The organism is Pseudomonas farris, from assembly GCF_019145235.1.
Lineage (GTDB): Bacteria > Pseudomonadota > Gammaproteobacteria > Pseudomonadales > Pseudomonadaceae > Aquipseudomonas > Aquipseudomonas farris.
Map to the genome: position 1 here is coordinate 506,497 of NZ_JAHSTV010000002.1, position 23,753 is coordinate 530,249.

Consider the following 23,753-nt stretch of genomic DNA (forward strand, 5'->3'; position numbering starts at 1 on the left):
TCCTACGGGATTTGCGCAGATCCCGTAGACGCGAGGCTTGCCCGCGAAGAGGCCATCACATTCAACGCAACTCTAGCTGCCGCCGATACGGCAAATCAGGCCCGGTCTTGCTGCAGGTCAACGCCGCAGCACTCACTGCAAACCTGAGCATGGCGTCAATTTGCTCGCGACTCAGCTGTTGCAGACCTTCAACCGAATCCAGCTGCTGCTCGGTCAACCAGGTAATCAACGCTGCCTGAAACGTATCGCCAGCCCCCACGGTGTCGGCAATTTTCACCGAGCAGGCCGGTACCGACCATGAACCGTGGGCACGGCTGAACACCGTTGCGCCTTCGCCGCCTCGGGTCAGGAACACCAACTGACAGCGATGCTCCAGCCAGCCTTCGATGACGCGCTGAGGATCTTGCTCGGGATACAGCAGGCTCAAGTCTTCGTCGCTGACCTTGATCAGATCCGCCAGCTCCACCAGCGTAGCAATCCGCGAGCGCCACAACTCGATGTTCGGCTCGGGATTCAGGCGCACGTTCGGGTCGAGGCTGATCAGGCGTTTGCCGCTTTCCCGTTGCACCAATGCCAATAACGTATCGGCAATCGGTTGCACCACCAGCGAGAACGAGCCGACGTGCAACCCGCGCACTTCAGGCCCCAGCTCTGGCAGATGCGCCAGGCTCAACTGCCGATCAGCGCAGCCTTCGCCACGAAAGCTGTAATGGGGCGAGCCATTGGCACCGACCGCGACCATCGCCAAGGTGGTTGGCGCGGCAAAGTCCACGAGGTAGTCCGGGCACACACCTTCATCCTGCAGCACTCGCTGCAAACGGCGGCCGAGGTAATCGGTCGACAGCCCGCCGAACAGCGCGGCGTCCACGCCCAAACGGCGCAAACCTACGGCCACGTTGAACGGCGAGCCGCCGGCAATTGCCTTGAAATTCACTTTGGATGCCAGGCCACTGGCATCATCTTCGCTGAAGAAATCGAACAGCGCTTCGCCACACACCAAATACATAATTGCTCGCTCTTTAAAGGGTTGCGACATGCTGTTGATAGCGTTCGTAGGCCTGCTGACAGGCCACCACATTTTCTGCAATCGGCAATGTTTCACTGGCCAGATCGAGCTTCACGCAGCGCTCGCACAAATCCGCCAGGCTGTCTTCGTGACCGTTTGCCCAGGATTTGCACCACGCCGCCTGAATCGCTGCGCCGAGGGCCGCTGCCTCGCTTTGTTCGGTACAAATCACTGGCGTATTCATGATGTCAGCGACGATCTGTCGCCACACCGGGCTCTTTGAGCCGCCGCCGATCAGGCAGATGCTGCGGCTTTGTAAGCCATTCTGGCGCAACAAGTCTAGCCCGTAACGTAAACCGAAGGTGGTGCCTTCCACCACGGCGCGGCACAGGTTGGCCCGGGTCAGGTTGGTCATGGTCAGCCCCAGCAGGCTGCCGCTGGCATGGGGCAGGGCGGGGACGCGTTCGCCATTGAGGAACGGCAGCATGCACACACCGTCGGCACCGATCGGCGCTTGCGCGACCAAGGCGTTGAACGCTTCGATATCCAATTCGAACAACTCGCGAATCGCGCCGGTTGCGTTGGTCAGGTTCATCGTGCAGATCAATGGCAGCCAGCCGCCGCTGGAGGAGCAGAACGTCGCGACCGAGGCATCCGGGCTGACGTTCGCTTGTTCGGCATAGGCGTAAACCGTTCCCGAGGAGCCGAGGCTCATGGTGATCGCGCCGGGCTTTATATTGCCGGTGCCGATGGCGCCCATCATGTTGTCGCCGCCACCGCTGGAGACCAGCGCCTTGGGGTTGATGCCGAGGTGCTCGGCGATACTCGGCAGGATTGTGCCAACCGGTTGGTGGGCATCGATCAGCTCCGGAAGTGCGGCTTGCAGGCGTCCGGTGGGGTCGATGTCGCGCAGCAGTTGCAAGTCCCACTGGCGGGTGCGCACGTTGAAATAACCGGTGCCCGAGGCATCACCATACTCGCTGCAACTACGGCCGGTGAGCCAGTAGTTGAGATAGTCATGGGGCAGCAGAATGCGGGCGATTCGGGCGAATACCTCCGGGTGTTGTTCTTTGGTCCAGAGCAGTTTGGACACGGTGTAACCCGGCGCGATGACGATGCCGAGGCGTTCCAGTGAGCCTTTTTCGCCGCCCAGATGGGCGAGCAAACGGTCGTTCTCCGGCGTGGACTCGGTGTCGCACCAAAGCTTGGCCGGTCGCAGCACCTGGCCGTGATCGTCGAGCATTACCAGGCCATGCTGCTGGCCGGAAACACCGATGCCGAGGATCGCCTGACCGTCTACCTCCGCAGCGAGCAGTGCGCGGCGGGTGGCCAGGGTAAAGGCTTCCAGCCATTGGGCGGTGTCTTGCTCGCGACGACCGTTGGCGCCGCTGATGAGGCTGTGGGCGGCGGCGCCCTGACCGAGGACCTGACCGCTGTGCGCGTCGAGGACAACGGCTTTGGTGCCTTGGGTGCCGCAGTCGATGCCGAGGAAAAGTTGTTGGTTTGCCATGGAAGATCCTTGGTGTGTCAGGTCGATCTCGGTGAACCCATTCGCGAGCAAGCCCGCTCCCACATTGGATTGTTGTCGAACACAAAATCTGTGTTCGCTGAAGATCTACTGTGGGAGCGGGCTTGCTCGCGAAGACGGCAGCAGGTTAGCCACCATTCTTACGCCAGAACCCGCTCCAGCGTCCGCGTCACCCCAACATCCCGCAAGCTGTTACAGCACCACTCAAACGCCGCCACAAACTCGGCTGAACGCGGGATCGCCGTCCCGAAAATCTCCTCAACCTCCAACATTCGTTGAGTGATCAACACATCATCGGCCACCAGCGCCTGACAGAACGCCGCCCGTGGATCCGGAATTGCGTAGGTCTGGCCATTCTCATCCACGCCTTTGAGGTACAGCGCCCACGCCGCCACCACCAGCGCCGCACGCTTGGTCTCCTGCCCATCGGCAATCAAGCGGTTGATGGTCGGCACGGTGAACTTCGGAAACTTCGACGAGCCATCCGAACACACTCGCTCCAACTGATCGGCAATCGCTTGGTTGGAGAAGCGCGCCACCAGGGTGTTTTTGTACTCGGTCAGGTCGATCCCCGGCACCGGCGCCAGTTGCGGCGTCACGTCCAGGTCCATGTAGGCGCGCATGTAGCGCACGAACAGCGGGTCGTTCATGGTTTCGTGAACGAAGCGATAACCTTTCAAAAAGCCCAGATAGGTCAGAGCCAGATGGCTGCCGTTGAGCAGTTTGATCTTCATCTCTTCGTAAGGCGTGACGTCGTCGGTGAACTGCACGCCGACCTTTTCCCAGGCCGGGCGGCCGTTGACGAATTTGTCTTCCAGCACCCACTGCACAAACGGTTCGCAGACCACCGGCCAAGCGTCATCGACCGCATGTTTGTCGGCCAGTTGCAGGCGATGCTCGGTGCTGGTCATCGGCGTGATGCGGTCGACCATGGCGTTGGGGAAGCTGACATGGCGCTCGATCCAGTCGCGCAGATCGGCGTCGCGCAGGGCGGCGAATGCCAGCAGGGCTTTACGGGTCACGGCGCCGTTGTGCGGCAAGTTATCGCAAGACATCAGCGTGAACGCGGGCGTACCGGCTGCGCGCCGTTTGGCCAGTGCGGCGCAGAGGAAACCGAACACGGTTTTCGGCGCGTTCGGGTGAGCCAGATCATGCTGGATCTGCGGCAGGTGCGCCATGAACTCGCCGTTGCTGTCGTCGATGCAATAGCCGCCTTCGGTGATGGTCAGCGAGACGATGCGGATGTCTGGATCGGCGAGTTTGTCGATCAGCGCCTCGGCACTGTCTTCGGCCAGCAGCATGTCGCGGATGGCCCCGATGACCCGCACTTCGGCGTCATCGGCATCGCCGAGTTCGAACAGGGTAAACAGATAATCCTGCTCTTTGAGGTCGTCCCGGGCGCGGCGGTCCTCGGCGCGCAGGCCGACCCCGCAAATCGCCCAGTCCAGCGCTTCGCCGGTATTCATCAAGGCATCGGTGTAGTACGCCTGATGCGCGCGGTGGAAACCGCCGACGCCAATGTGCGCGATGCCTTGGCGTGTATCGCTCAGGCTGTAGGCGGGCAGGGCCACCTCGGGGGCGAGGCGGTTGAGGTTCTGTTTATTCAGTTTCATCGCATGCTCTCGAATCAGGCTGCGGCGCGCAGTGGGCGGGTCAGCGCCACGCCGTCGGCATCGAATAAATGGCAGTGTTCAGCATCCAGGTGCAGGCTCAGGGATTCGCCATAACGGCTGGCCAGATCGCCGCGAACGCGCATGGTCAGCGCCTCGCCGGAAGACGTCAGGACATGGCAGAAAGTGTCGCTGCCCAGACGTTCGCTGACATCGGCAGTGACTTGCAGGGTGCAGTCGCCGGGTTGCGCCAGTTCAAGATGTTCCGGACGAATGCCCAAGGTCACCGCACCGCCGACACTCAGGTTCGCCCCGCTCAGCGGCAGGGTGATGCGGGTGCCGGCGTCCAGCAGCACTTCGCAGCTTTGGCCGTTAACGCGGGTGACTTTGCCCTTGAGGAAGCCCATTTTCGGCGTGCCGAGGAAGCCTGCGACAAACAGGTTGGCCGGCTGGTGATACAGGTCCAGTGGCGAACCGACTTGCTCGATCTTGCCGCCATTGAGGACGACGACTTTGTCGGCCATGGTCATGGCTTCGACCTGGTCGTGGGTCACGTAGATCATCGTGGCTTGCAGTTCCTTGTGCAGGCGCAACAGTTCCAGGCGCATCTGCACCCGCAGGGCGGCGTCGAGGTTGGACAGTGGTTCGTCGAACAGGAATATTTTCGGGTTGCGCACGATCGCCCGGCCGATCGCCACGCGTTGACGCTGACCACCGGACAGTTGCTTCGGCTTGCGCTCCAGCATCGGCCCGAGTTCAAGGATGCGCGCCGCTTCGCCGACTTTTTTCTCGACTTCGGCTTTCGCCACACCGGCCAGGTCCAGAGCGAACGACATGTTTTTGCGCACGCTCATGTGCGGGTACAGGGCGTAGGTCTGGAACACCATCGCCAGGTCGCGCTTGGCCGGGCTGACTTCGGTGATGTCGCGGCCATCCAGTTCGATGGTGCCGCCGCTGACCTCTTCAAGACCCGCGATCAACCGCAGCAGGGTGGATTTACCGCAGCCCGACGGGCCGACGAACACCACGAATTCCTTGTCATTCACTTCGAGGTCGATGCCTTTGATGATGGAAAAACCTTCGAAGCCTTTTTGCAGATTTTTGATTTTCAGGTTGGCCATGATGGCGCTCCTTTGTGCTTATTCTTTGAGGGCTATTTCACGGCACCGAACGACAGGCCGCGGACCAATTGTTTCTGGCTGATCCAGCCGAAGATCAGGATCGGCGCACAGGCCAGGGTCGACACTGCCGACAACTTGGCCCAGAACAGACCTTCAGGACTCGAGTACGAGGCGATCAACGCGGTCAGTGGCGCGGCCTGCGACGAGGTCAGGTTCAGCGACCAGAACGCCTCGTTCCAGCACAGGATCAGCGACAGCAAAACCGTGGAAGCCAGGCCGCCCTTGGCGATCGGCAGTAGCACCCGGACCATTTCCTGCCACAGCGTTGCGCCGTCCAGGCGTGCGGCTTCGAGGATGTCTTTGGGGATGTCTTTGAAGTAGGTGTAAATCATCCAGACCACGATCGGCAGGTTGATCAGCGTGTAAATCACGATCAGCGCGATTCGCGTGTCCAGCAGGCCGAAACTCTTGGCCAGCAGGTAGATCGGCATCAGCACGCCCACCGGCGGCAGCATCTTGGTCGAGAGCATCCACAGCAGCGTGCCTTTGGTGCGCTGGGTTTCATAGAACGCCATCGAGTAGGCCGCCGGCACGGCGATCAGCAGGCACAACGCAGTGGCACTGAAGGAAATCACCACCGAGTTCCAGGCGAAGCTGAAGTAGTCGCTGCGCTCGTTGATGTGCAGGTAGTTCTCCAGCGTCGGTGTGAAGATGAACTGCGGCGGCGTGGCGAACGCATCGATTTCGGTTTTAAAACTGGTCAACACCATCCAGAAGATCGGGAAGAAGATCAGGATCGCGATGGCCCAGGCCAGAGTGCCGAGCAGCAGGCTTTGCAGGCGGCGGGATTGTTGAAGAGTCATGGCGCAGGCCTCAGGCTTTGTCTGTCAGGTTTTTGCCGATCATTCGCACCAGCACGATGGCCGCGACGTTGGCAATCAACACCGCGATCAAACCACCGGCGGACGCCATGCCGACGTCGAACTGCACCAGCGCCTGGTTGTAGATCAGGTAGGCGAGGTTGGTCGAGGCGTAGCCGGGGCCACCGTTGGTGGTGGTGAAGATTTCGGCGAACACCGACAGCAGGAAGATGGTTTCAATCATCACCACCACCGCGATTGGCCGGGCCAGGTGCGGCAGGGTCAAGTGCCAGAAGATCGCGACCGGACCGGCACCGTCCAGGCGCGCGGCTTCTTTCTGTTCCTGATCGAGGGACTGCATGGCGGTCATCAGGATCAGGATCGCGAAGGGCAGCCACTGCCACGAGACAATGATGATGATCGACAGCAGCGGGTAGTGCGCCAGCCAGTCCACCGGCTGCGCGCCGAACAGCTTCCAGATGTAGGCGAGAATCCCCGAGACCGGGTGAAAGATCAGGTTTTTCCAGATCAGCGCACCGACGGTGGGCATGATGAAGAACGGCGAGATCAACATCACCCGCACGATGCCGCGACCGAGAAACTCACTGGCCTCCAGCAACGCACTGATCAACACGCCGAACACCACGCTGATCAGCAACACGCTGCCCACCAGCAACAGGGTGTTGGTGGCGCCAGGCAGAAAGCCCGAGTCGCTCAGAAAGTAGCTGAAGTTCTCCAGCCCCACGAACTGGTTTTCACCGGGGTAGAGCAGGTTGTAGCGAATCAATGAAAAGTAAACGGTCATGCCCAGCGGCACGATCATCCATAGCAGCAACAACGCTACCGAGGGGCTGACCAGAAACCAGCCGGGGTTGCTCAACCGGCTTTTACGCACCGGTTGGGGGATGTCCATGTGAGCTTTGACAGTTGAAATATTCATGGCGATAGAACCGATTGGGAACAGACAAATGAAGATCTAATGTGGGAGCGGGCTTGCTCGCGAAAGCGGTGTTCCAGTCTCTGAAGATGCATCGGATGTACCGGCCTCTTCGCGAGCAAGCCCGCTCCCACATGGATTGCGTTACACCTGTGGGAGCGTGGCTTGCCCGCGATGGAGGCAACTCGGTGTCCAGACAATCAGAACAGTTGCACCCACCGCACCGTTACTATTTGGGATAACCGGCGCGCTTCATCTCACGTTCGGTGGTTGACTGGGCGGCGGTCAGGGCCTGGTCGACCGTGGTCTGGCCGATCAGCGCTGCCGAGAACAGCTTGCCGACCTGGGTGCCCACGGCCTGGAACTCAGGAATGGTCACCAATTGGATGCCGACATAGGGCACAGGCTTGAGGGACGGTTTACTCGGGTCCGCGGCCTTCAGCGATTCCAGCGTCACCTTGGCGAACGGCGCGGCATTCATGTAGGCCTCGGTGTAGGTCGAGGCACGAGTGCCTGGCGGCACGTTGGCGATGCCGTCTTTTTCCGCGACCAGCGCACCGTATTCCTTGGAAGTGGCCCAGGTGCTGAATGTTTTCGCCGCGTCCTTGGCCTTGGAACTGGTCGGAATGGCCAGCGCCCAGGAATACAACCAGGCCGAACCTTTGTCGGTGGTTTCATGCGGTGCGTAGGTGAAGCCGACGTGATCGCTGACCTTGCTTTGGGTCTTGTCGGTGACGAACGAACCGGCGACGCTGGCATCGACCCAGATCGCACACTTGCCGCTGTTGAACAGCGCCAGGTTTTCGTTGAAGCCGTTGCTCGACGCGCCCGGCGGGCCGGACTTTTTCATAGTGTCGACGTAGAAGTTCAGCGCGTTCTTCCACTCCGGCCCGGTGAATTCTGGCTGCCATTTTTCATCGAACCAGCGTGCGCCATAAGCATTGGCGACGGTGGTGATCAGCGCCATGTTCTCGCCCCAGCCAGCCTTGCCGCGCAGGCAGATGCCGTACTGTTCTTTGTCTTTATTGGTGAGTTTGCTGGCAAATTCGCTGATCTGAGTCCAAGTAGGGCGTTCGGGCATGGTCAGCCCGGCGTCCTTGAACAGGTCGGTGCGGTAATAGGTGATGGAGCTTTCCGCGTAGAACGGCAGGGCATAGAGCGAGCCCTTGACCGAAAGGCCTTCACGGACCGAAGGGAACACGTCGTCGAGGGCGTAGGTGGCCGGCAAGTCCTTCATCGGTTCCAGCCAACCCTTGGCACCCCAGAGTGCGGCTTCGTACATGCCGATGGTCAACACGTCGAACTGTCCGCCCTGGGTGGCGATGTCGGTGGTCAGGCGTTGACGCAGGACGTTTTCTTCGAGCACCACCCAATTGAGCTTGATGTCCGGATGTTCGGCCTCGAAGGTTTTCGAGAGTTTTTGCATGCGGATCATGTCGCTGTTGTTGACGGTGGCAATGGTCAGGGTCTGGGCGCCGAGGCTGACGCTACTGAGGGTCATGCAGGTGAGAGCAAGCAGAGCTTTTACAGAAGGTTGCATCGTGCACTCCTTTTCTGCACCCGGCGGGTTACAGAAGGACAGTTATTGTTTTTGTGTCTTCCGAAGGGCAGGAAGAATGTGCACTGATTACAGCCTTCAAACGATGGGCTGACAAATCATCCATCGCACTGTCACCGATACTTTTTTGCACTGGGGTTCAGTTCAAGAAGCTTGGAGAACGGTGTTTTAGCGATTAGAATCGATTGAATCCGTACAGGTTTATAGGGCTGAAAATCAAAAGATCGCAGCTTTTAACCGTGGTTTTGCTCAGTCAAACGCTGCACTGCCAACCGCCGGTAGTGCGACGGCGTCATGCCCTTGAGCTGTTGGAAACGTCGGTTGAAGTTGGAAATATTATTGAAGCCTGACTCGAAACACACATCGGTCACCGTTTTGTCGCCATCGGCCAGCAGCTCGCAGGATTTGCTGATGCGCAGACGATTGACGAATTCGATGAAGCAGCGCCCGGTGGCCTGTTTGAACACTCGGCTGAAGTAGGTCGGCTTCAGACCCAGATGCTCGGCGACTTCTTCCAGCGGCAGTTCCCGGGCGTAATGGGCAAAGATGTAGTCCACCGCGCGGTTAGTGCGGTCGATATTGTGTTCATCGGCCAATTGCGGCGTCGTGGCACCGGACAGCAACTGATAGTCATCGGACGCCGCCAGCAACTCCAGCAGAATGAAAAAATGCCCGAGCCGGGTCATGCCCTTGGTATCAGCGATGCGCTGCATCAAGGTCATGGCCTGACGGATCGTGCGCTTGCAGCGAAACTCGATGCCGTACTGCGCGCGCTCCAGCAAGGGTGCAAGCGTCTTGAGTTCGGCGAACACCTGATGGCCGCTTTCAAACAGCTCGTCAGTGAAATTGACCAGCATGTCGCGCTTGGGCACCACTTCGTCTTCAGCCACCTGGCTGATCCAGTTGTGCGGCAGGTTGGGGCCGGTCAGGAACAGCGTTTCCGGGTAGAAGTTACCGATGTAGTCACCGATGAACACCTTGCCGGAGCTGGCGACGATCAGGTGCAGTTCGTATTCCTTGTGGAAATGCCAGCGCACCAAAGGGCACGGGAAGCCGTGCTGACGATAGATGATGGACAACCCGTTATGGTCGTCCATCAATTCGTAGGAAGGATCGGTAACTCTGGCTGGTCGGCTCATGTCAGGGCACTTTTATTGTTATCGCCCGTTGATCATGCCTCTTTCCAGGCTCACTGTGCCAGCCCGCGACGTTGACCGTTCAGGACCGTTCATGCAACGAGCGGCCATAAACGGCTTTCATGCTGGAGGCGATCCAGCAGTAGCGAACAATCTCGCACTCGTCGAAAAAGTCAATGTTAATGATGCTGCAACGGGTTACCCAGTCGCGCGTTGTGCTGAACCAGTCATTGATTTGGCTTTTTATGTGCTGAGGGCCGCCCAATAGTGAATAGGTGGTCGCCGACAGCGACCAGAGAAACGTTTCGTAGGGCGCATCTTCAAGGGTCGTAGCGATATGGCTATGCAGCTCTGTGGTATCAGTGAAGGCCTGGTCGCGCCACTTGTGCGTTATGCGCGGCCAGAAGTACTTGCTGTCCAGCCCCGACGCACCTTGGGCCGCCATGACGATGCGGCGCAATGAACTGGTGCGCTTGAGTTCGCCCACGGTTTTCAATGCGTCGCTATGCGGGATGATTCGCAGCCCAAGGCGACGCACCAGTACGTCGTTGAATTTCCGATAGTCGAAGGGTTTGCCCGCGATTCCAAGTTGATGAAAGTCCAGCACGATGAATTCATCCGGATTTCGATCCAGGAAGGTCGATACCGCATCGATCAGTTCATCGAGGATCCGATGGGACTGAAACCCATTGTGATGAAAGTAAAACACCGGCTCTACGGGGCCGAATGTGTAACCAAGCCGCAGATCGAAAGCCCGCGCGCCATTGGCCAGTTGCCAGGCAAATGAATCGTTCTGGCAGGTTGTCCAGTTGCCGACCACCACTTCATAGTTTGGCGCTTTTTTGTCCATGCCGGCGTTATGAGCGCCGGGCCAGACAATGTCGGTCAGCTTCAACTGATCGATATCCAGTACGTTGCTCATCCACTTCTGTTTATCAAGCGTTCCCGTTGCACTGTGAGTCATGATTATTCCTTGTGCGTTAACTTCGCCCCATCCGTGGGGCGAATTGGTTCGTGAGCCGGAGGCGGCGAAGGGCCGCGTCCGGATTGTCAGGCTGTCATAAAGACAAGTTCAGAAACCAGCATAGGAGTGCTTGGCAGTATTGCCAGCGATAGAAATATCTCAACAAATATAGCTAAATGATGGCGCGCTAGAGTGGGGGGTTATTTGATCCGGCTGTTCGCCTTCTTAAGATTTACGGTTCGGCAATAAGAAACTATCTTCGTTTCTTCAAAAAAATCGACGTTGATAATGTTGCACTTTTCCGCCCAATCGGATTTTTCCGGATCAAACCACAAATCAAGTTGAGTGTGAATGTCTACGGGGCCGCCGAGAATGCTGTAGCTGGTTGCGGAAAGAGACCACGGTGCCCATTTGCCGGGAGGGTTGTTCAGCACTTCGATGATGTGTTTTTCCAGCTCCGCGGCACTGGTAATATTGTTGCCACTCCATTTGTGGTCGATCTTCTCGCAAAATGCATTTCGATCAAGTGCGCCGTGCCATGGGGCTGCGACCAAAATTCTTTGCTCAGTGCTGATTTGTTTGAGTTGGCTGAGGCTCAGGTGCAAGTTTCTGGTGGGAATGATGCGATGGCCAAGGAAGTGGATCATCATGGAGTTGAAGTAGGTAAAATCAAACGCCTCTTTATTTTCATTCAGTTCGTGGAAGTCAAGGGTAATGAACTCATCGGGGTTGTCCTTTAGGAATTGATTCACGTCAGTAATGAGTTCCCCCAAGGTGCGGGAAGAGAGGATGCCACCGTGCTGGAAGCGAAATTTTCCGAGCCCCTGTGCACTAGCGTCGTACTCCAACCGGACATCAAGTACGCGTGCACCGCTGTTCAGTTGTGCATGAAATGGTTTGTGCTGACACGCCACCCAGTGCTTGGGCAAGGAATAGGATGCTTCCCAGTCGCAGCCCGCGTTGTGAGTGCCTGGTAGAGTCAACTCGCAGAGCGATAAAGTGTCGATGGCCGGTGTCGCGGTCATCCAGTTGTTGAGTGCGTAATTGTCTAAAGTATCGTTGTTCATTAATGCATCCTTGCATCATTTAATAGGAAAGGTCGCACCTTTGGTGAGTGATGTGTTTGGGGTGCGACTTCCCCATGTTTATAGCGATGAAAGTATCAATGGCCAATCGCTGGATTGATGCAAGGTATGTGGTTTCTATATCAGATAGTTGGAATGAATTGAAAACTTAGTTATTGAGTTCGATTCTTTGCCTCAATCCACTGCGCCATGTACTGAGTGCTTTTGTGATGGTGATGGCGCAACATGCTGCCGGTGAAGTTATCCCTTCTAAGTTGTGCCAGGTGTTGCTGGCAATACAACAGTTTCTCGATCAGTGCCGGGCCATGTATCGCTGACTGATAGCGCTCGGCCAACAGCGTCTGCCCATTGGATTGGGCACTCATCCAGAGGTCTTTGTCTTTATAAAGACGAACCGCACAATCGGCGAACTCACGCGCAGTTCGGGTCACGGCGCCCGGCCACGGCTGTTCGCGGTGCATCGCTTCTGCGCCAATCGGCGTGGTGACATTGGGTGTACCGCACAGCATGGCATCGACGATCTTGCCTTTAATGCCCGCACCGAAACGTAACGGCGCCAGACACACCCGGGCCGCAGACATGACTTGCAATGCATCTTCTGCCCAATTCATCACATGAAACCCTTGGGCTGCATTGTGCAGGGCGGTGGCTTTGGGTGGCGTATAGGCGCCATAGATATGCAATTGCGCCTCTGGCAACTGCGCACGGATCAGCGGCCAGATCGTGGTTTTCATCCAGAGTACGGCGTCCCAATTCGGCGCGTGGCGGAAGTTACCGATACTGAGGAAATGCGCACGCTCCTCAAACGCCGGCGACGTGGTGGTCAGCGGTTCGACCATCAATGGGCAGCAGTGCAGCAGTTGTTGCGGCAACCCGAACTGCTCGACCAACAATTCAATCTCCACTTCGGAGATCATCAGGTTCAAGTCGCAGCGATACAGCGCGGCGATCTCCCGTTTTGCCAGATCGGTGTCGGCCATGAGTTCGAACTCTTCACGCAATGTCGGGGCGAATAACTCGCTGAAATCGTTGGCGTCGTCACTGGCCTTCAAGCGCTCCTTGAGGCGCTGATGCCGAGCATGTCGCAGGCATTGCAGATCGGAGGTCTCCAGCACGCGCAAGGCGTCGGGGCAGTGTTTCTCTACTCGCCAGCCGAACTGTTCCTCCATCATGAACTGGTCGAATAGCACGATATCCGGTGCCAGTTTACTGACAAAGGTGTCGAAACTGCTGTTATTCAACTCGATCGGCACTTCGCGAATGCCCAACGCAGTCAGGTCCGCACGGTGCTCACCGGTGCCGGCCGGGCTGCTGAAGGTAATGTCCCAGCCTTGCTGCAAGAACGTATCGAGAATTTGCATCACATGCCCACTGGCCGCAGAAGAGCGGGGCTCGGGCCAGACGTAACCAATCACCAGGACTTTGGTTGCGCGGGGCTGACTCATTGACGGGTATTCCTTGAAGCGGGTAGAGAACGGAGAGAATCGGGGCGCGAGAAAAGTCAGGCCTGGACGAGTATGCCTTTGACCTTGTCCCGCAACTGATCAATGGAAAACGGCTTGCCAATGATATGCATGCCGTCAGGTACCTCGATGCTTTCGGCATAACCGCTGGCGAACAGAATGGGCAATTCGGGACGCAGCATGTGTGCCTGTTTCGCCAATTCCCGACCGTCCATGACGGGCAGACCCACATCCGTCATCAGCAAATCGATGTCCTGGTCTTCATCATTGATGAACTCCAGCGCCATTTCGCAGCCATCCGCCGCAAGTACCCGGAATTCCAATTCCTCCAGTACATCAACGATCAGCGTGCGCACGATGGCATCGTCTTCGACGACAAGGATGGTGGAGGCGTTGGTGGGCATAGTGGGCTCTCAAAGGTTGAATTCGCGGTTGCCGGTCGATCGAAATCGCCGGGCTCTTGCATGAGTAAGTGACGAATCATGACAAGTTCCCGACGCGCTACAAAAACAATAGCCGCACAAGAGCCGCAGAGAATAACCGCTCCTTTGTCCCAGAGCAGCTAAATGCAGGTTTTTGCCGCAAAACATGTCAGAAAAATGGATGAGCTCGGCCGTTTTGGGGCAGACTCGATGCTTTTCAACAGTACGACAAGGCTTCCCCATGACCTCTGCGTCCTCGGTTGATGAGCAACGATTCCGTAAACTCCTGAGTCGCAACGTCAGTCTGCCGTTGGGTGTCGGCATTATCAGCGCGGTTTTCTTCGTTTCGCTGATCAGCTACCTGCTGTCGGTGATCCAGTGGGTCCAGCACACCGACCGGGTGATCAATAATGCCAATGAGGCGATAAAGCTGACCGTCGATCTGGAAACCGGCATGCGCGGGTTCCTGCTCAGCGGCGACGAACATTTCCTTGACCCTTACGAGACGGCCAAGCCGAGAATCGCCGTCGCTCTCAATACCTTGCTCGAATTGACCACCGACAATCCGGTCCAGACTGATCGTCTGCGCCGGCTCCAGGCCTTGCAGACGGAATGGGCTAATTACGCGCAATCGATGATCGATTTGCAGCGCGCCAGCGGTGACTACCGTGGCGCGGTCAAGGCCGGACGCGGCAAGCGTCTGACCGATGAGATCCGCAAGCAATTCGAAGATGTGATCGATCTGGAACAACAGTTGCGCGCTACTCGCAACGAGGAAGTGCGCCAAACCACGATTTGGAGCATCGCCCTTTATCTGCTGTTCGTGGCCGGTATCAGCGGGTTGCTGGCCTACATTGGCCGTCGGGACTTGCTCAAACTGTCCCAAAGCTATAGCGCCAACCTCGCGGGGCAACAGGCCAGTGCCCGGCGCCTGGAACAGCAAGCCTGGTTACGCAACGGTCAGACCGAATTGGCCGAGCAAGTCCTGGGGCAGTTATCCCTCAATCTGTTGGGGCGCAACATTCTGCAGTTCTGCGCCCAATATTTAGGTACGGCTGTCGCGGCGATCTATGTCCGTGAGGATCATGGTGGCCTGAAGCGCATCGCGTCTTACGGTTTCTCCCGGGAGCAGGAAGCGCTTGAGCAGCAGATCTACAGTGGCGAAGGGATTGTCGGCCAGGTGGCGCAACAGGCGCGCTTGATTCGTCTTGATGACGTACCGGGCGACTACTTCAAAGTCAGCTCCGGCCTGGGCGAAGGTTTACCACACAGCGTGCTGGTGGTGCCGACCAGCGACGACGATCGGGTCAACGGTGTGATCGAACTGGGGTTCCTGCGCACGCTGACCGATCGCGATGTTGAACTGCTCGAATTGATTGCCGGCAACATCGGTACCTCGATCGAGGCCGCCCGCTATCGCCAGCGCTTGCAGGAAGTGCTGGCCGAAGCCCAGCAACTCAACGAAGAGCTGCAAGTTCAGCAAGAAGAACTCAAGACCGCCAACGAAGAGCTGGAAGAGCAGTCGCGGATTCTCAAGGAATCCCAGGGCCACCTGGAAGCCCAGCAGGTAGCGCTGGAGCAAACCAACGAACAACTCGCCGAGCAGGGGCAGATCCTGGCCGCGCAACGCGATGCCATGGACCTGAAGAACACTGAATTGAATCTGGCTCAAGTTGAGCTCGAAGCGCGCGCCGAAGAGTTGCAGCGCTCCAGCAAGTACAAATCCGAATTCCTCGCCAACATGTCCCACGAGCTGCGCACGCCGCTGAACAGTTCGTTGATTCTGGCCAAATTGCTGGCGGAAAACCCGCAGGAAAACCTCAGCGCCGAGCAGGTCAAATTCGCCGATTCGATTTACTCCGCCGGCAACGACTTGCTTAACCTGATCAACGATATTCTCGATATTTCCAAGGTCGAGGCCGGCAAGCTTGAGGTGCGTCCGGAGAACACCAATGTTGCGCGTCTGGTGGAAGGCCTGCGCGGCATGTTCCAGCCGATGGCTGCGGACAAGAAACTGGATTTTCAGGTGCAATTGCAGGCCGATGCACCGCTGACGCTGTTCACCGACCGCCAGCGGCTGGAGCAAGTGATCAAGAACCTGCTGTCCAACGCGGTGAAGTTCACCGAAAAGGGCACGGTCAACCTGAGCGTCGCTGCTCAGCCAGACAATGGCATCGCCTTTATCGTCCGCGATTCCGGTATCGGTATTGCGCCGGATCAGCAGGAAAGCATTTTCGAAGCCTTCCGTCAGGCCGATGGCACCACCAATCGTCGTTACGGCGGCACCGGCCTGGGCTTGTCGATCTCTCGTGATCTGGCCACGTTATTGGGCGGCTCCATCAGTGTGACCAGCATGCCTGGGCAGGGCAGTGTGTTCACCCTGGTGTTGCCGCAGCACTACGTCGAGCCGGGCGACGCGCCTGTCGAGACGATGAAAGCCACGCCGGTGGTCATGCCGAAAAGCGCCGTGGTTACTGCGCCTGTGCCGCTGATTGCCGACGTCGACATTCCGCGTTTCGACGATGATCGCAACAAGGCGCCATTCGCCACTCGCTGCATTCTGGTGGTGGAGGATGAGCCGAACTTTGCGCACATCCTCTACGACCTGGCCCATGAACTGGGTTATCAGTGCCTGGTAGCCCACGGCGCCGACGAAGGCTACGACCTGGCCAGGCAGTTCATCCCTGATGCGATTCTGTTGGACATGCGCTTGCCGGATCATTCCGGGCTGACGGTATTGCAGCGTTTGAAAGAACATGCCGAAACCCGGCACATCCCGGTGCACGTGATTTCGGTCGAAGACCGCGTCGAAGCCGCCATGCACATGGGCGCCATCGGTTATGCGCTCAAGCCGACCACGCGTGAGGAACTCAAGGATGTGTTTGCTCGCCTCGAAGCCAAACTGACGCAGAAGGTCAAACGGGTATTGCTGGTCGAAGACGACGATGTGCAGCGCGACAGCATCGCCCGACTGATCGGCGACGAGGACATCGAAATCACCGCTGTCGGCTTGGCGCAGGATGCGCTCGACCTGCTGCGCACGACGATTTTCGACTGCATGATCATCGACCTGAAGCTGCCGGACATGCTCGGCAACGACTTGCTTAAACGCATGTCCACCGAAGATATCTGCTCGTTCCCGCCGGTAATCGTCTATACCGGACGTAACCTGACCCGGGACGAAGAGGCCGAGCTGCGCAAGTATTCGCGCTCGATCATCATCAAGGGCGCGCGCTCGCCCGAGCGGTTGCTGGACGAAGTGACACTCTTTCTGCACAAGGTCGAATCCCGGTTGTCCCAGGAACGCCAAACGATGCTCAAGACCGCCCGCAGTCGCGACAAGGTTTTCGAGGGACGTAAAGTGCTGCTGGTGGACGACGATGTACGCAACATCTTTGCCCTCACCAGTGCGCTGGAGCAGAAGGGCGCAATCGTGGTCATTGGCCGTAACGGCCGTGAAGCGATAGAGAAATTGAATGAAGTCGAGGACATCGACTTGGTGCTGATGGACGTCATGATGCCGGAAATGGATGGTTTCGAAGCCACCCTCGAAATCCGCAAGGACCCGCGCTGGCGCAAGCTGCCGATCATTGCGGTGACGGCCAAGGCCATGAAGGACGATCAGGAGCGCTGCTTACACGCCGGCGCCAACGACTACCTGGCCAAGCCCATCGATCTGGATCGTCTTTTCTCGTTGATTCGTGTGTGGTTACCGAAGATGGAACGCATCTAGTGGAGCGCAACACCGAAATCGAATTGCGCTTGTTGATTGAGGCGATCTACCTCAAGTACAGCTACGATTTTCGCGATTATTCCGCCGCGTCGATCAAACGCCGGGTCAATCATGCCTTGAGTCAGTTTGAGTGCAAGACCATCTCGTCGCTGCAGGAGAAGGTTCTGCACGACCCGACCGCATTCATGCAACTGCTGCAATTGCTGACGATTCCGGTCAGCGAAATGTTTCGCGACCCTTCGCACTTCCTGGCGCTGCGTCAGGAAGTGGTGCCACTGCTCAAGACTTATCCGTCGATCAAGGTCTGGATCGCCGGTTGCAGCACCGGCGAAGAGGTCTATTCAATGGCGATTCTGCTGCGCGAAGAAGGCTTGCTGGATCGCACCATCATCTATGCCACCGATATCAACCCGCGCTCACTGGATAAAGCCAGGCAGGGGATTTTCTCCCTGGAGAATGTTCGGGCCTACACTCACAACTATCAGCAGGCGGGTGGTCAGCGCTCGTTCGCCGATTACTACACGGCGGCCTATGGCTACGCCATTTTCGACAAGAGCCTGTGCGACAACGTGACCTTCGCCGATCACAGCTTGGCCACTGACAGTGTGTTCTCGGAAACTCAATTAATTTCGTGTCGTAATGTGTTGATTTATTTCAACAAAAAACTACAGGGTCGCGCGTTCGGCTTGTTTCACGAATCCCTGTGTCATCGGGGGTTTCTTGCACTGGGCAGTAAGGAAACCCTGGATTTCTCGGCTTATGGCAATCAGTTTGAAGCCTTGGTCAAACCCGAACGGATATACCGCAAATCATGAACAGGGCAGTGCAGGATACTCATCAGCTGGATCTTCGCGGCATCAGCCGTCTGCTTGTCGAGCTGGAAGGAGTCGCATGTTAAGTAGCATCCAGGCCAAATTACTGATCGTCGACGACCTGCCGGAGAATCTTCTGGCGCTCGAAGCATTGATCCGGCGTGAAGACCGTATGGTCTATAAAGCCCTATCCGCCGACGAAGCCTTGTCGCTGTTGCTGCAACACGAATTTGCCATGGCCATTCTCGATGTGCAGATGCCCGGCATGAACGGCTTCGAGCTGGCCGAGTTGATGCGCGGCACGGAAAAAACCAAAAACATCCCGATTGTGTTCGTCAGTGCCGCCGGCCGCGAGCTTAATTACGCGTTCAAGGGCTATGAAAGCGGTGCGGTCGACTTCTTGCACAAGCCGCTGGATGTTCATGCGGTCAAGAGCAAGGTCAATGTCTTCGTCGACCTGTATCGTCAGAGCAAAGCGATGAAGCATCAGGTTGAAGCGCTGGAGCAAAGTCGCCGGGAGCAGGAGGCGCTGCTCAAACAGTTGCAGAACACCCAGAATGAGCTGGAGCAAGCGGTGCGCATGCGGGATGACTTCATGTCCATCGTGGCCCACGAAGTCCGTACGCCGCTCAATGGCCTGATTCTCGAAACCCAGTTGCGCAAAATGCACCTGGCCCGGGATAACGCCGCAGCCTTCACCCTGGACAAGATGCACGCCATGGTCGACCGCGATGAGCGGCAGATCAAAAGCCTGATCCGCCTGATCGAAGACATGCTCGATGTGTCGCGGATCCGCACGGGCAAGCTGTCGATTCGCCCCAGTCGGTTTGACCTGGTGCAACTGGTGAACAACCTTCTGCAAAACTTTGCCCCGCAGGTTGAAGCCTCGGAATCGTCGGTCACCCTGACGGCCGAGCAGCCCGTGATGGGGCACTGGGACGAGTTCCGTATAGAACAAGTGATTTCAAACTTATTGACCAATGCGCTGCGTTACGGCGCCAAGAGCCTGATCGACGTACGCGTGTACAATCAGGACGGGCAAGCGTGGGTTGAGGTTCAGGATCGCGGCATCGGGATCAGTGAAGAGAATCAGCAGCGCATTTTTCAGCAGTTCGAGCGAGTGTCCGCCAAGGCCGTTGTAGCAGGGCTGGGCCTGGGGCTGTTTATTTCGGAACAGATTGTCGCCGCCCACGGTGGCTCCATCACCGTCGAGAGCCGGATTGGCGAAGGCGCCTTGTTTCGCGTTTGTCTGCCGCTGCAGGAAAACAGCCCGATAAACGCAACCTCTGAGTGACCACACGGTCGTATCAGCAGCTATTGACCGAACAAAGGCTTTCCATGAGTGAAGATGCACAAGATGTGGTACTGATCGTCGAGGATGACCCTTCGATCTTGATGGTGCTGTCTGCTTATTTGTCGGGTGAGGGGTATCGGGTGCTGCAAGCCGAAAACGGCGAGCAGGCCTTTGAAATTCTGGCGAGCAAACCGCATCTGGACATGATGATCACCGACTTCCGCTTGCCGGGGGGAATCTCTGGCGTGCAGATCGCCGAACCCGCCGTGAAGCTTCGACCGGAGCTCAAGGTCATCTTCATCAGCGGCTACCCGCAGGAAATTCGCGAGACCGACAGCCCGATCACCCGCAAAGCGCCGATCCTGGCCAAGCCGTTCGATCTGGATGTGTTGCAACAGATCATGCAGGACATGTTGTCTTGATCGTACCTCCGTGTCAGGGAACGATTTGATCAGCCGGATAGTAGGCGAACAGCGCCTCTTCGCGGGGAGAGGCGGGTAGTACCATTTGCACGATTGGAACCACCATCCCCCCACTTTTATTGTAGAAGTCCTTCTGGTCATGTTGTGCACCGGCCAACCCGCCCGGGGTGTAGAGATAGAAGAACGCCTGGATGGGCAATTCTCGAGGGATATTCTGCGGCCAAGTCGCCAGGATCAGTTCGTTTTGTTGAGGGAACCAACTTGCGCCGAGCATGTTCCTCGTGCGTATGGATTGGTAAAAGGAGTCGGCCGCCAGGTGGTTCATGCTGTCGCGCACATCAAAACTGCATTGATAAGCCGGGGCATTCGACGGAGCAGGGGCGCGTTGCCAATGCGCCATCCATTGTTCGGCCGTCGTGATGCCCAACGTTTGGCAGCGCCGGCTTTCCAAAGGGTAGGCGGTGTGCCCCCCGCACCCCGGCTTGTCTCGAAGCTGACTCCAGCCGTCGATGGGGTAGCTGCACAGTACCTCGATCTTCCGCATGCCAGGCTGGTTGGCAAGAACCGGAAGGAAAATGAGCCCGTTGGTCTGGCCGAACACCAGATCCCTGAATTTCGAATCCTTGCGCAGAAATGAGAACGACACACCACCACTTTGCTGTGAATGCGGGCTGGGATTCCAGCTTGAGTATTCCGTGGATGGCACCGTCGAGCGCAGCACAATGCCTGAGCACAGAAACGCCGGCATCGAGGCCTGGCCGCAATCGGTGCGGGTGTCTTGATAACGTCTGGTCAGCTCGGCCACAACCGCCGCGCCATTGGCTGTCGCGCCGCGGGTTGGCGAAGTGCTCCCCGTTCCTTGTTGTTCCTCACGAACCTGACAGCCCGCCAAAACAACCATCAACATTAGTGCGATGATATTTTTCATTGACTACCCATCCTTCGAAGTTGACCTGCACACAATGCGTGGGGTTCTGATCGTTACTTGACCTGATCCGCCGCGCTGTAGATGAACTGCGCGTTTGCCGAAGCGGTACGTGGCAAGATGATTCTGATGATGGGCATCACCCGTCCACCGGTCTTGTTGAAGAAGTCCCGTTGATCATGTTGCGCACCGGGCAAGCCGCCATCGAGGTAGAAGAACGCTTCGATGGGCAGTTCTTTGGGAATGTTTTGTGGCCAGGTTTTAAGGATTAGTTCGATGTAGTCGTGAGGACCAGCGAAAAAGCCTGCTCGGTTGTGGACCAGCAGGGTGCGGTGAAACGAGGGGGCACCTTCACTATTCATGGTGTCACTCACGTCGAAGCCGCACATTCTGTAACCGGCTTTATTTTGCTGCCAGCGTGTTACCCATTGTTCAACATTGTGTATTCCCACGGTATGGCAAGGGCCACTGCCCACTGGATCCAGCTCGTGTCCACCGCAACCAGGTTTGGCGCGTCTATCGGATCCTGCATCCATGGGAAAAGCGCAGAGTACTTCGATTTGCCGTGTGCCGCTGGGACGATTTAATACCGGGTAAAAGATAAAGCCGTTCTTCTGTCCGAAGACAAGTCCGGTAAAGTTAGAGTCTTTACTCAAGTAGGAAAAAGAAACACCTCCGCTTTTCACGGAGGGCGGGCTGGGGTTCCAACTGGAATAGTCGTTCGATGCCACGGTTGACCGCAGCATTACCCCGCGGCACAGGAAGGCTGGCATTGAGTCTGTACCGCAAGTGGGACGAGTATCGTTGTATTGTGCGGTCAGTGCGGCCGCGACCGCTGCGCCACTCTGCGTTGTGCTGTTGGTAGTGCTGGCGATGCCGGTTTCAGCTTGCACGGCCCGCATGGGTGTCTGTTCAGTTGGAGCCGATTGTTGTTGTTGTTGTTGTTGTTGTTCGCGAACCTGACAGCCCGCCAAAACAACCACCAATATTAGCGCGATGATTTCCTTCATTGCCTGTCCATCCCTTGAATGTGACCTGCGCGTGGCAGGCGGGCGCAGAGCGACCTGTCAAAGGACGTGCTGCGGACTTCAGAGGAGAGTTAATCAAGGAAGAACTGCACTGAATAGCTGTCAGAGTTGACAGCTGACAGGCTTCAAATCGAGGTCTATGCTGAGCGGCTGTGCGGTGCGATCAAGGTGTGATTTTCCAGATTACACATTAGACCCGAATCATCTCCCGCACCTTCGCCGTCAACAAATCGAAGGTGAACGGCTTGGTGATCATCTGCATGCCAGGGTCAAGAAAGCCCCCGCGCACGGCGGCGTGTTCGGCATACCCGGTGATGAACAATACCTTGAGATCAGGCCGATGTTGCCGGCCGATTTCCGCCAGTTGTCGACCGTTCATGCCCGGCAGCCCCACGTCGCTGATCAGCAGGTCGATTCGCTGACCGGAGTCGAGAATCGGCACGGCGCTGTCGGCATCGCCCGCTTCAACGAAGGCGTAGCCCAATTCACTCAATACGGCGCTGACCAGGACTCGCACGGCGGGATCGTCTTCGACGATCAGCACGGTTTCGCCATCCCGGGCGTAAGGAGCGTGTTGGGCATCGACTTGGGTGTCCTGGAGCAGTTCCCCGCTGAAGCGTGGCAAAAACAGACTGACCGTGGTGCCTTTTCCTACTTCACTGTGAATGCTGACGTGGCCGCCAGATTGTTTGCTGAAACCGTAAATCATCGACAACCCCAGGCCCGTGCCCTGGCCGATGGGTTTGGTCGTGAAGAAAGGATCAAAGGCCCGGTTGATGGTGCTTTGCGGCATGCCGCAACCGGTATCGGTGACGCTCAGAACAATGTAATCGCCCGGCTGCAGATTGCTGTGTGCCTCGGTGAACCCGGTATCCAGATGCTGATTGGAGGTTTTGACCAGCAGCTTTCCGCCGTCGGGCATGGCGTCCCGGGCGTTGAGCACCAGGTTGAGCAGGGCGCTTTCGAGTTGGTTGGGGTCCACCTCGGCCACCCACAGTTGCTCGTCCAGTTGCATTTCCAGGTGAATGCTTTCGTTGATGCTGCGCTGCAACAGTTCAGCCATGGACACCACCAGGGTATTCATCTGCACCGGTTTTGAATCCAGCGACTGGCGTCGGGAAAACGCCAGCAGACGATGCGTCAGGCCCGCCGCGCGGTTGGCTGAGGTCACCCCAAGATCGATCAGGCTGTCCAGGTCCTCGGTGCGCCCCCGTGCCAGGCGTCGACGCAGCAGCTCCAGGCTGCCGATGATGCCGGTCAGCATGTTGTTGAAGTCGTGGGCAATACCGCCGGTGAGTTGGCCGACCGCTTCCATTTTCTGCGACTGCCTGAGCACCTCTTCGTTGTGGCGCAATTGCGCGGTGCGCTCCTCGACCTGTTGCTCGAGGGTTTCCAGGGTGTTTTGCAGACGCAGTTCGCTTTGGCTCAGATCAATCAACCGGTCCCTGGCTTCATACTGCCGTCGTCGCCCGCGCAACGCTGTGGTGACGAGGCTGATCAGCGTGACCGGATGAAAAGGCCGTTCGAGAAAGGTCACGTTGCCCAGTTGCAGCCCGAGTTGCGACGCAGGGTTCTGCTCCGGGCCACCGTGGTGGGTCAGCAGTACGATCGGCAGATCCGACCATGTCGGTTGCTGCTCGATCAGACCCAGCAGCGGTTCAAGGTTTGCGCCCAATAAGGCCTCGGAAGCAATCACCAGCAGGCCGGCACCCAGCGACAGTTCGTTGCACAACGCGCCCAGATCCCGGGTGATGACCCCGTCGAACCCTGCCTCGTTAAGCATCATCAGCGCGATCTGACTGTCGCGTCCCAACGGTGCAAGAATGATCGCACGCTCGGACATTGCCCC

At 57.6% G+C, this 23,753-nt stretch carries 19 protein-coding genes; 4 read left to right on the forward strand and 15 right to left on the reverse strand.

Annotated features, from left to right (window positions below; genetic code table 11):
* Window positions 1-61 precede the first annotated feature (61 nt).
* The 12 genes from KVG95_RS05540 to KVG95_RS05595 form a co-directional block, all read right to left on the reverse strand.
* A complete protein-coding gene (locus tag KVG95_RS05540; protein ID WP_217854829.1) occupies window positions 62-1,006 on the reverse strand; it encodes a carbohydrate kinase family protein in 945 nt (314 codons plus the stop codon).
* A 13-nt stretch (window positions 1,007-1,019) separates the two neighbouring features.
* Entirely contained in the window at window positions 1,020-2,516 is a 1,497-nt protein-coding gene (gene xylB / locus KVG95_RS05545; protein WP_217854830.1) for a xylulokinase, read from the reverse strand.
* A gap of 158 nt (window positions 2,517-2,674) precedes the next feature.
* Window positions 2,675-4,147, reverse strand: a complete 1,473-nt coding sequence (locus KVG95_RS05550) for a mannitol dehydrogenase family protein (protein ID WP_217854831.1) — start codon at window positions 4,145-4,147, stop codon at window positions 2,675-2,677.
* Between the two features lie 14 nt (window positions 4,148-4,161).
* Window positions 4,162-5,265, reverse strand: a complete 1,104-nt coding sequence (locus KVG95_RS05555) for an ABC transporter ATP-binding protein (protein WP_217854832.1) — start codon at window positions 5,263-5,265, stop codon at window positions 4,162-4,164.
* A 32-nt stretch (window positions 5,266-5,297) separates the two neighbouring features.
* Complete coding sequence (locus KVG95_RS05560; protein ID WP_007905617.1) at window positions 5,298-6,128, reverse strand: carbohydrate ABC transporter permease; 831 nt, start codon at window positions 6,126-6,128, stop codon at window positions 5,298-5,300.
* Between the two features lie 10 nt (window positions 6,129-6,138).
* Window positions 6,139-7,038: a carbohydrate ABC transporter permease gene (locus KVG95_RS05565; protein WP_225922933.1), complete on the reverse strand. Its 900-nt coding sequence runs from the start codon at window positions 7,036-7,038 to the stop codon at window positions 6,139-6,141.
* A gap of 253 nt (window positions 7,039-7,291) precedes the next feature.
* A complete protein-coding gene (locus KVG95_RS05570) occupies window positions 7,292-8,602 on the reverse strand; it encodes an ABC transporter substrate-binding protein (RefSeq protein ID WP_217854833.1) in 1,311 nt (436 codons plus the stop codon).
* A 251-nt stretch (window positions 8,603-8,853) separates the two neighbouring features.
* Complete coding sequence (locus KVG95_RS05575) at window positions 8,854-9,759, reverse strand: AraC family transcriptional regulator (RefSeq protein WP_052963349.1); 906 nt, start codon at window positions 9,757-9,759, stop codon at window positions 8,854-8,856.
* 79 nt (window positions 9,760-9,838) lie between these two features.
* Entirely contained in the window at window positions 9,839-10,720 is an 882-nt protein-coding gene (locus KVG95_RS05580) for a phosphatidylinositol-specific phospholipase C domain-containing protein (protein WP_217854834.1), read from the reverse strand.
* Between the two features lie 200 nt (window positions 10,721-10,920).
* A complete protein-coding gene (locus KVG95_RS05585; protein WP_217854835.1) occupies window positions 10,921-11,787 on the reverse strand; it encodes a phosphatidylinositol-specific phospholipase C domain-containing protein in 867 nt (288 codons plus the stop codon).
* Between the two features lie 170 nt (window positions 11,788-11,957).
* Entirely contained in the window at window positions 11,958-13,250 is a 1,293-nt protein-coding gene (locus KVG95_RS05590) for a glycosyltransferase (RefSeq protein WP_217854836.1), read from the reverse strand.
* A 56-nt stretch (window positions 13,251-13,306) separates the two neighbouring features.
* Window positions 13,307-13,672 carry a response regulator gene (locus KVG95_RS05595; protein ID WP_217854837.1) on the reverse strand — a complete coding sequence of 122 codons (366 nt, stop codon included), beginning with the start codon at window positions 13,670-13,672 and terminating at the stop codon, window positions 13,307-13,309.
* A gap of 259 nt (window positions 13,673-13,931) precedes the next feature.
* Here KVG95_RS05595 and KVG95_RS05600 point away from each other — a divergent pair, with 259 nt between their 5' ends.
* From KVG95_RS05600 to KVG95_RS05615, 4 genes are all read left to right on the forward strand, one after another.
* The gene (locus KVG95_RS05600) at window positions 13,932-17,423 is read left to right on the forward strand and encodes a response regulator (RefSeq protein ID WP_217854838.1); all 3,492 of its coding nucleotides are present in this window, start codon (window positions 13,932-13,934) and stop codon (window positions 17,421-17,423) included.
* Window positions 17,423-18,238, forward strand: coding sequence for a CheR family methyltransferase (locus KVG95_RS05605; protein WP_217854839.1), 816 nt, complete (start codon window positions 17,423-17,425; stop codon window positions 18,236-18,238). The genes KVG95_RS05600 and KVG95_RS05605 overlap by 1 nt, the downstream gene beginning before the upstream one ends.
* A gap of 76 nt (window positions 18,239-18,314) precedes the next feature.
* Window positions 18,315-19,529 carry a hybrid sensor histidine kinase/response regulator gene (locus KVG95_RS05610; protein ID WP_217854840.1) on the forward strand — a complete coding sequence of 405 codons (1,215 nt, stop codon included), beginning with the start codon at window positions 18,315-18,317 and terminating at the stop codon, window positions 19,527-19,529.
* 44 nt (window positions 19,530-19,573) lie between these two features.
* Entirely contained in the window at window positions 19,574-19,951 is a 378-nt protein-coding gene (locus KVG95_RS05615) for a response regulator (protein WP_038983388.1), read from the forward strand.
* Window positions 19,952-19,964: 13 nt separating this feature from the next.
* Here the strand turns inward: KVG95_RS05615 and KVG95_RS05620 are convergent, their stop codons facing one another.
* From KVG95_RS05620 to KVG95_RS05630, 3 genes are all read right to left on the reverse strand, one after another.
* A complete protein-coding gene (locus KVG95_RS05620) occupies window positions 19,965-20,879 on the reverse strand; it encodes a halovibrin HvnA (protein ID WP_217854841.1) in 915 nt (304 codons plus the stop codon).
* Window positions 20,880-20,932: 53 nt separating this feature from the next.
* A complete protein-coding gene (locus tag KVG95_RS05625) occupies window positions 20,933-21,886 on the reverse strand; it encodes a halovibrin HvnA (protein WP_217854842.1) in 954 nt (317 codons plus the stop codon).
* Window positions 21,887-22,094: 208 nt separating this feature from the next.
* Window positions 22,095-23,747: an ATP-binding protein gene (locus tag KVG95_RS05630; protein ID WP_225922908.1), complete on the reverse strand. Its 1,653-nt coding sequence runs from the start codon at window positions 23,745-23,747 to the stop codon at window positions 22,095-22,097.
* Between the last annotated feature and the right edge of the window lie 6 nt (window positions 23,748-23,753).

Excerpts from the sequence above, each read along its gene's own strand:
- KVG95_RS05585 (WP_217854835.1), bottom strand. The coding sequence starts at position 11,787 with ATGAACAACGATACTTTAGACAATTACGCACTCAACAACTGGATGACC.
- KVG95_RS05575 (WP_052963349.1), bottom strand. The coding sequence starts at position 9,759 with ATGAGCCGACCAGCCAGAGTTACCGATCCTTCCTACGAATTGATGGAC.
- KVG95_RS05595 (WP_217854837.1), bottom strand. The coding sequence starts at position 13,672 with ATGCCCACCAACGCCTCCACCATCCTTGTCGTCGAAGACGATGCCATC.
- KVG95_RS05620 (WP_217854841.1), bottom strand. The coding sequence starts at position 20,879 with ATGAAAAATATCATCGCACTAATGTTGATGGTTGTTTTGGCGGGCTGT.
- KVG95_RS05570 (WP_217854833.1), bottom strand. The coding sequence starts at position 8,602 with ATGCAACCTTCTGTAAAAGCTCTGCTTGCTCTCACCTGCATGACCCTC.
- KVG95_RS05630 (WP_225922908.1), bottom strand. The coding sequence starts at position 23,747 with ATGTCCGAGCGTGCGATCATTCTTGCACCGTTGGGACGCGACAGTCAG.
- xylB (WP_217854830.1), bottom strand. The coding sequence starts at position 2,516 with ATGGCAAACCAACAACTTTTCCTCGGCATCGACTGCGGCACCCAAGGC.
- KVG95_RS05625 (WP_217854842.1), bottom strand. The coding sequence starts at position 21,886 with ATGAAGGAAATCATCGCGCTAATATTGGTGGTTGTTTTGGCGGGCTGT.
- KVG95_RS05590 (WP_217854836.1), bottom strand. The coding sequence starts at position 13,250 with ATGAGTCAGCCCCGCGCAACCAAAGTCCTGGTGATTGGTTACGTCTGG.
- KVG95_RS05615 (WP_038983388.1), top strand. The coding sequence starts at position 19,574 with ATGAGTGAAGATGCACAAGATGTGGTACTGATCGTCGAGGATGACCCT.
- KVG95_RS05565 (WP_225922933.1), bottom strand. The coding sequence starts at position 7,038 with ATGGACATCCCCCAACCGGTGCGTAAAAGCCGGTTGAGCAACCCCGGC.
- KVG95_RS05600 (WP_217854838.1), top strand. The coding sequence starts at position 13,932 with ATGACCTCTGCGTCCTCGGTTGATGAGCAACGATTCCGTAAACTCCTG.
- KVG95_RS05540 (WP_217854829.1), bottom strand. The coding sequence starts at position 1,006 with ATGTATTTGGTGTGTGGCGAAGCGCTGTTCGATTTCTTCAGCGAAGAT.
- KVG95_RS05560 (WP_007905617.1), bottom strand. The coding sequence starts at position 6,128 with ATGACTCTTCAACAATCCCGCCGCCTGCAAAGCCTGCTGCTCGGCACT.
- KVG95_RS05580 (WP_217854834.1), bottom strand. The coding sequence starts at position 10,720 with ATGACTCACAGTGCAACGGGAACGCTTGATAAACAGAAGTGGATGAGC.
- KVG95_RS05555 (WP_217854832.1), bottom strand. The coding sequence starts at position 5,265 with ATGGCCAACCTGAAAATCAAAAATCTGCAAAAAGGCTTCGAAGGTTTT.
- KVG95_RS05550 (WP_217854831.1), bottom strand. The coding sequence starts at position 4,147 with ATGAAACTGAATAAACAGAACCTCAACCGCCTCGCCCCCGAGGTGGCC.
- KVG95_RS05610 (WP_217854840.1), top strand. The coding sequence starts at position 18,315 with ATGTTAAGTAGCATCCAGGCCAAATTACTGATCGTCGACGACCTGCCG.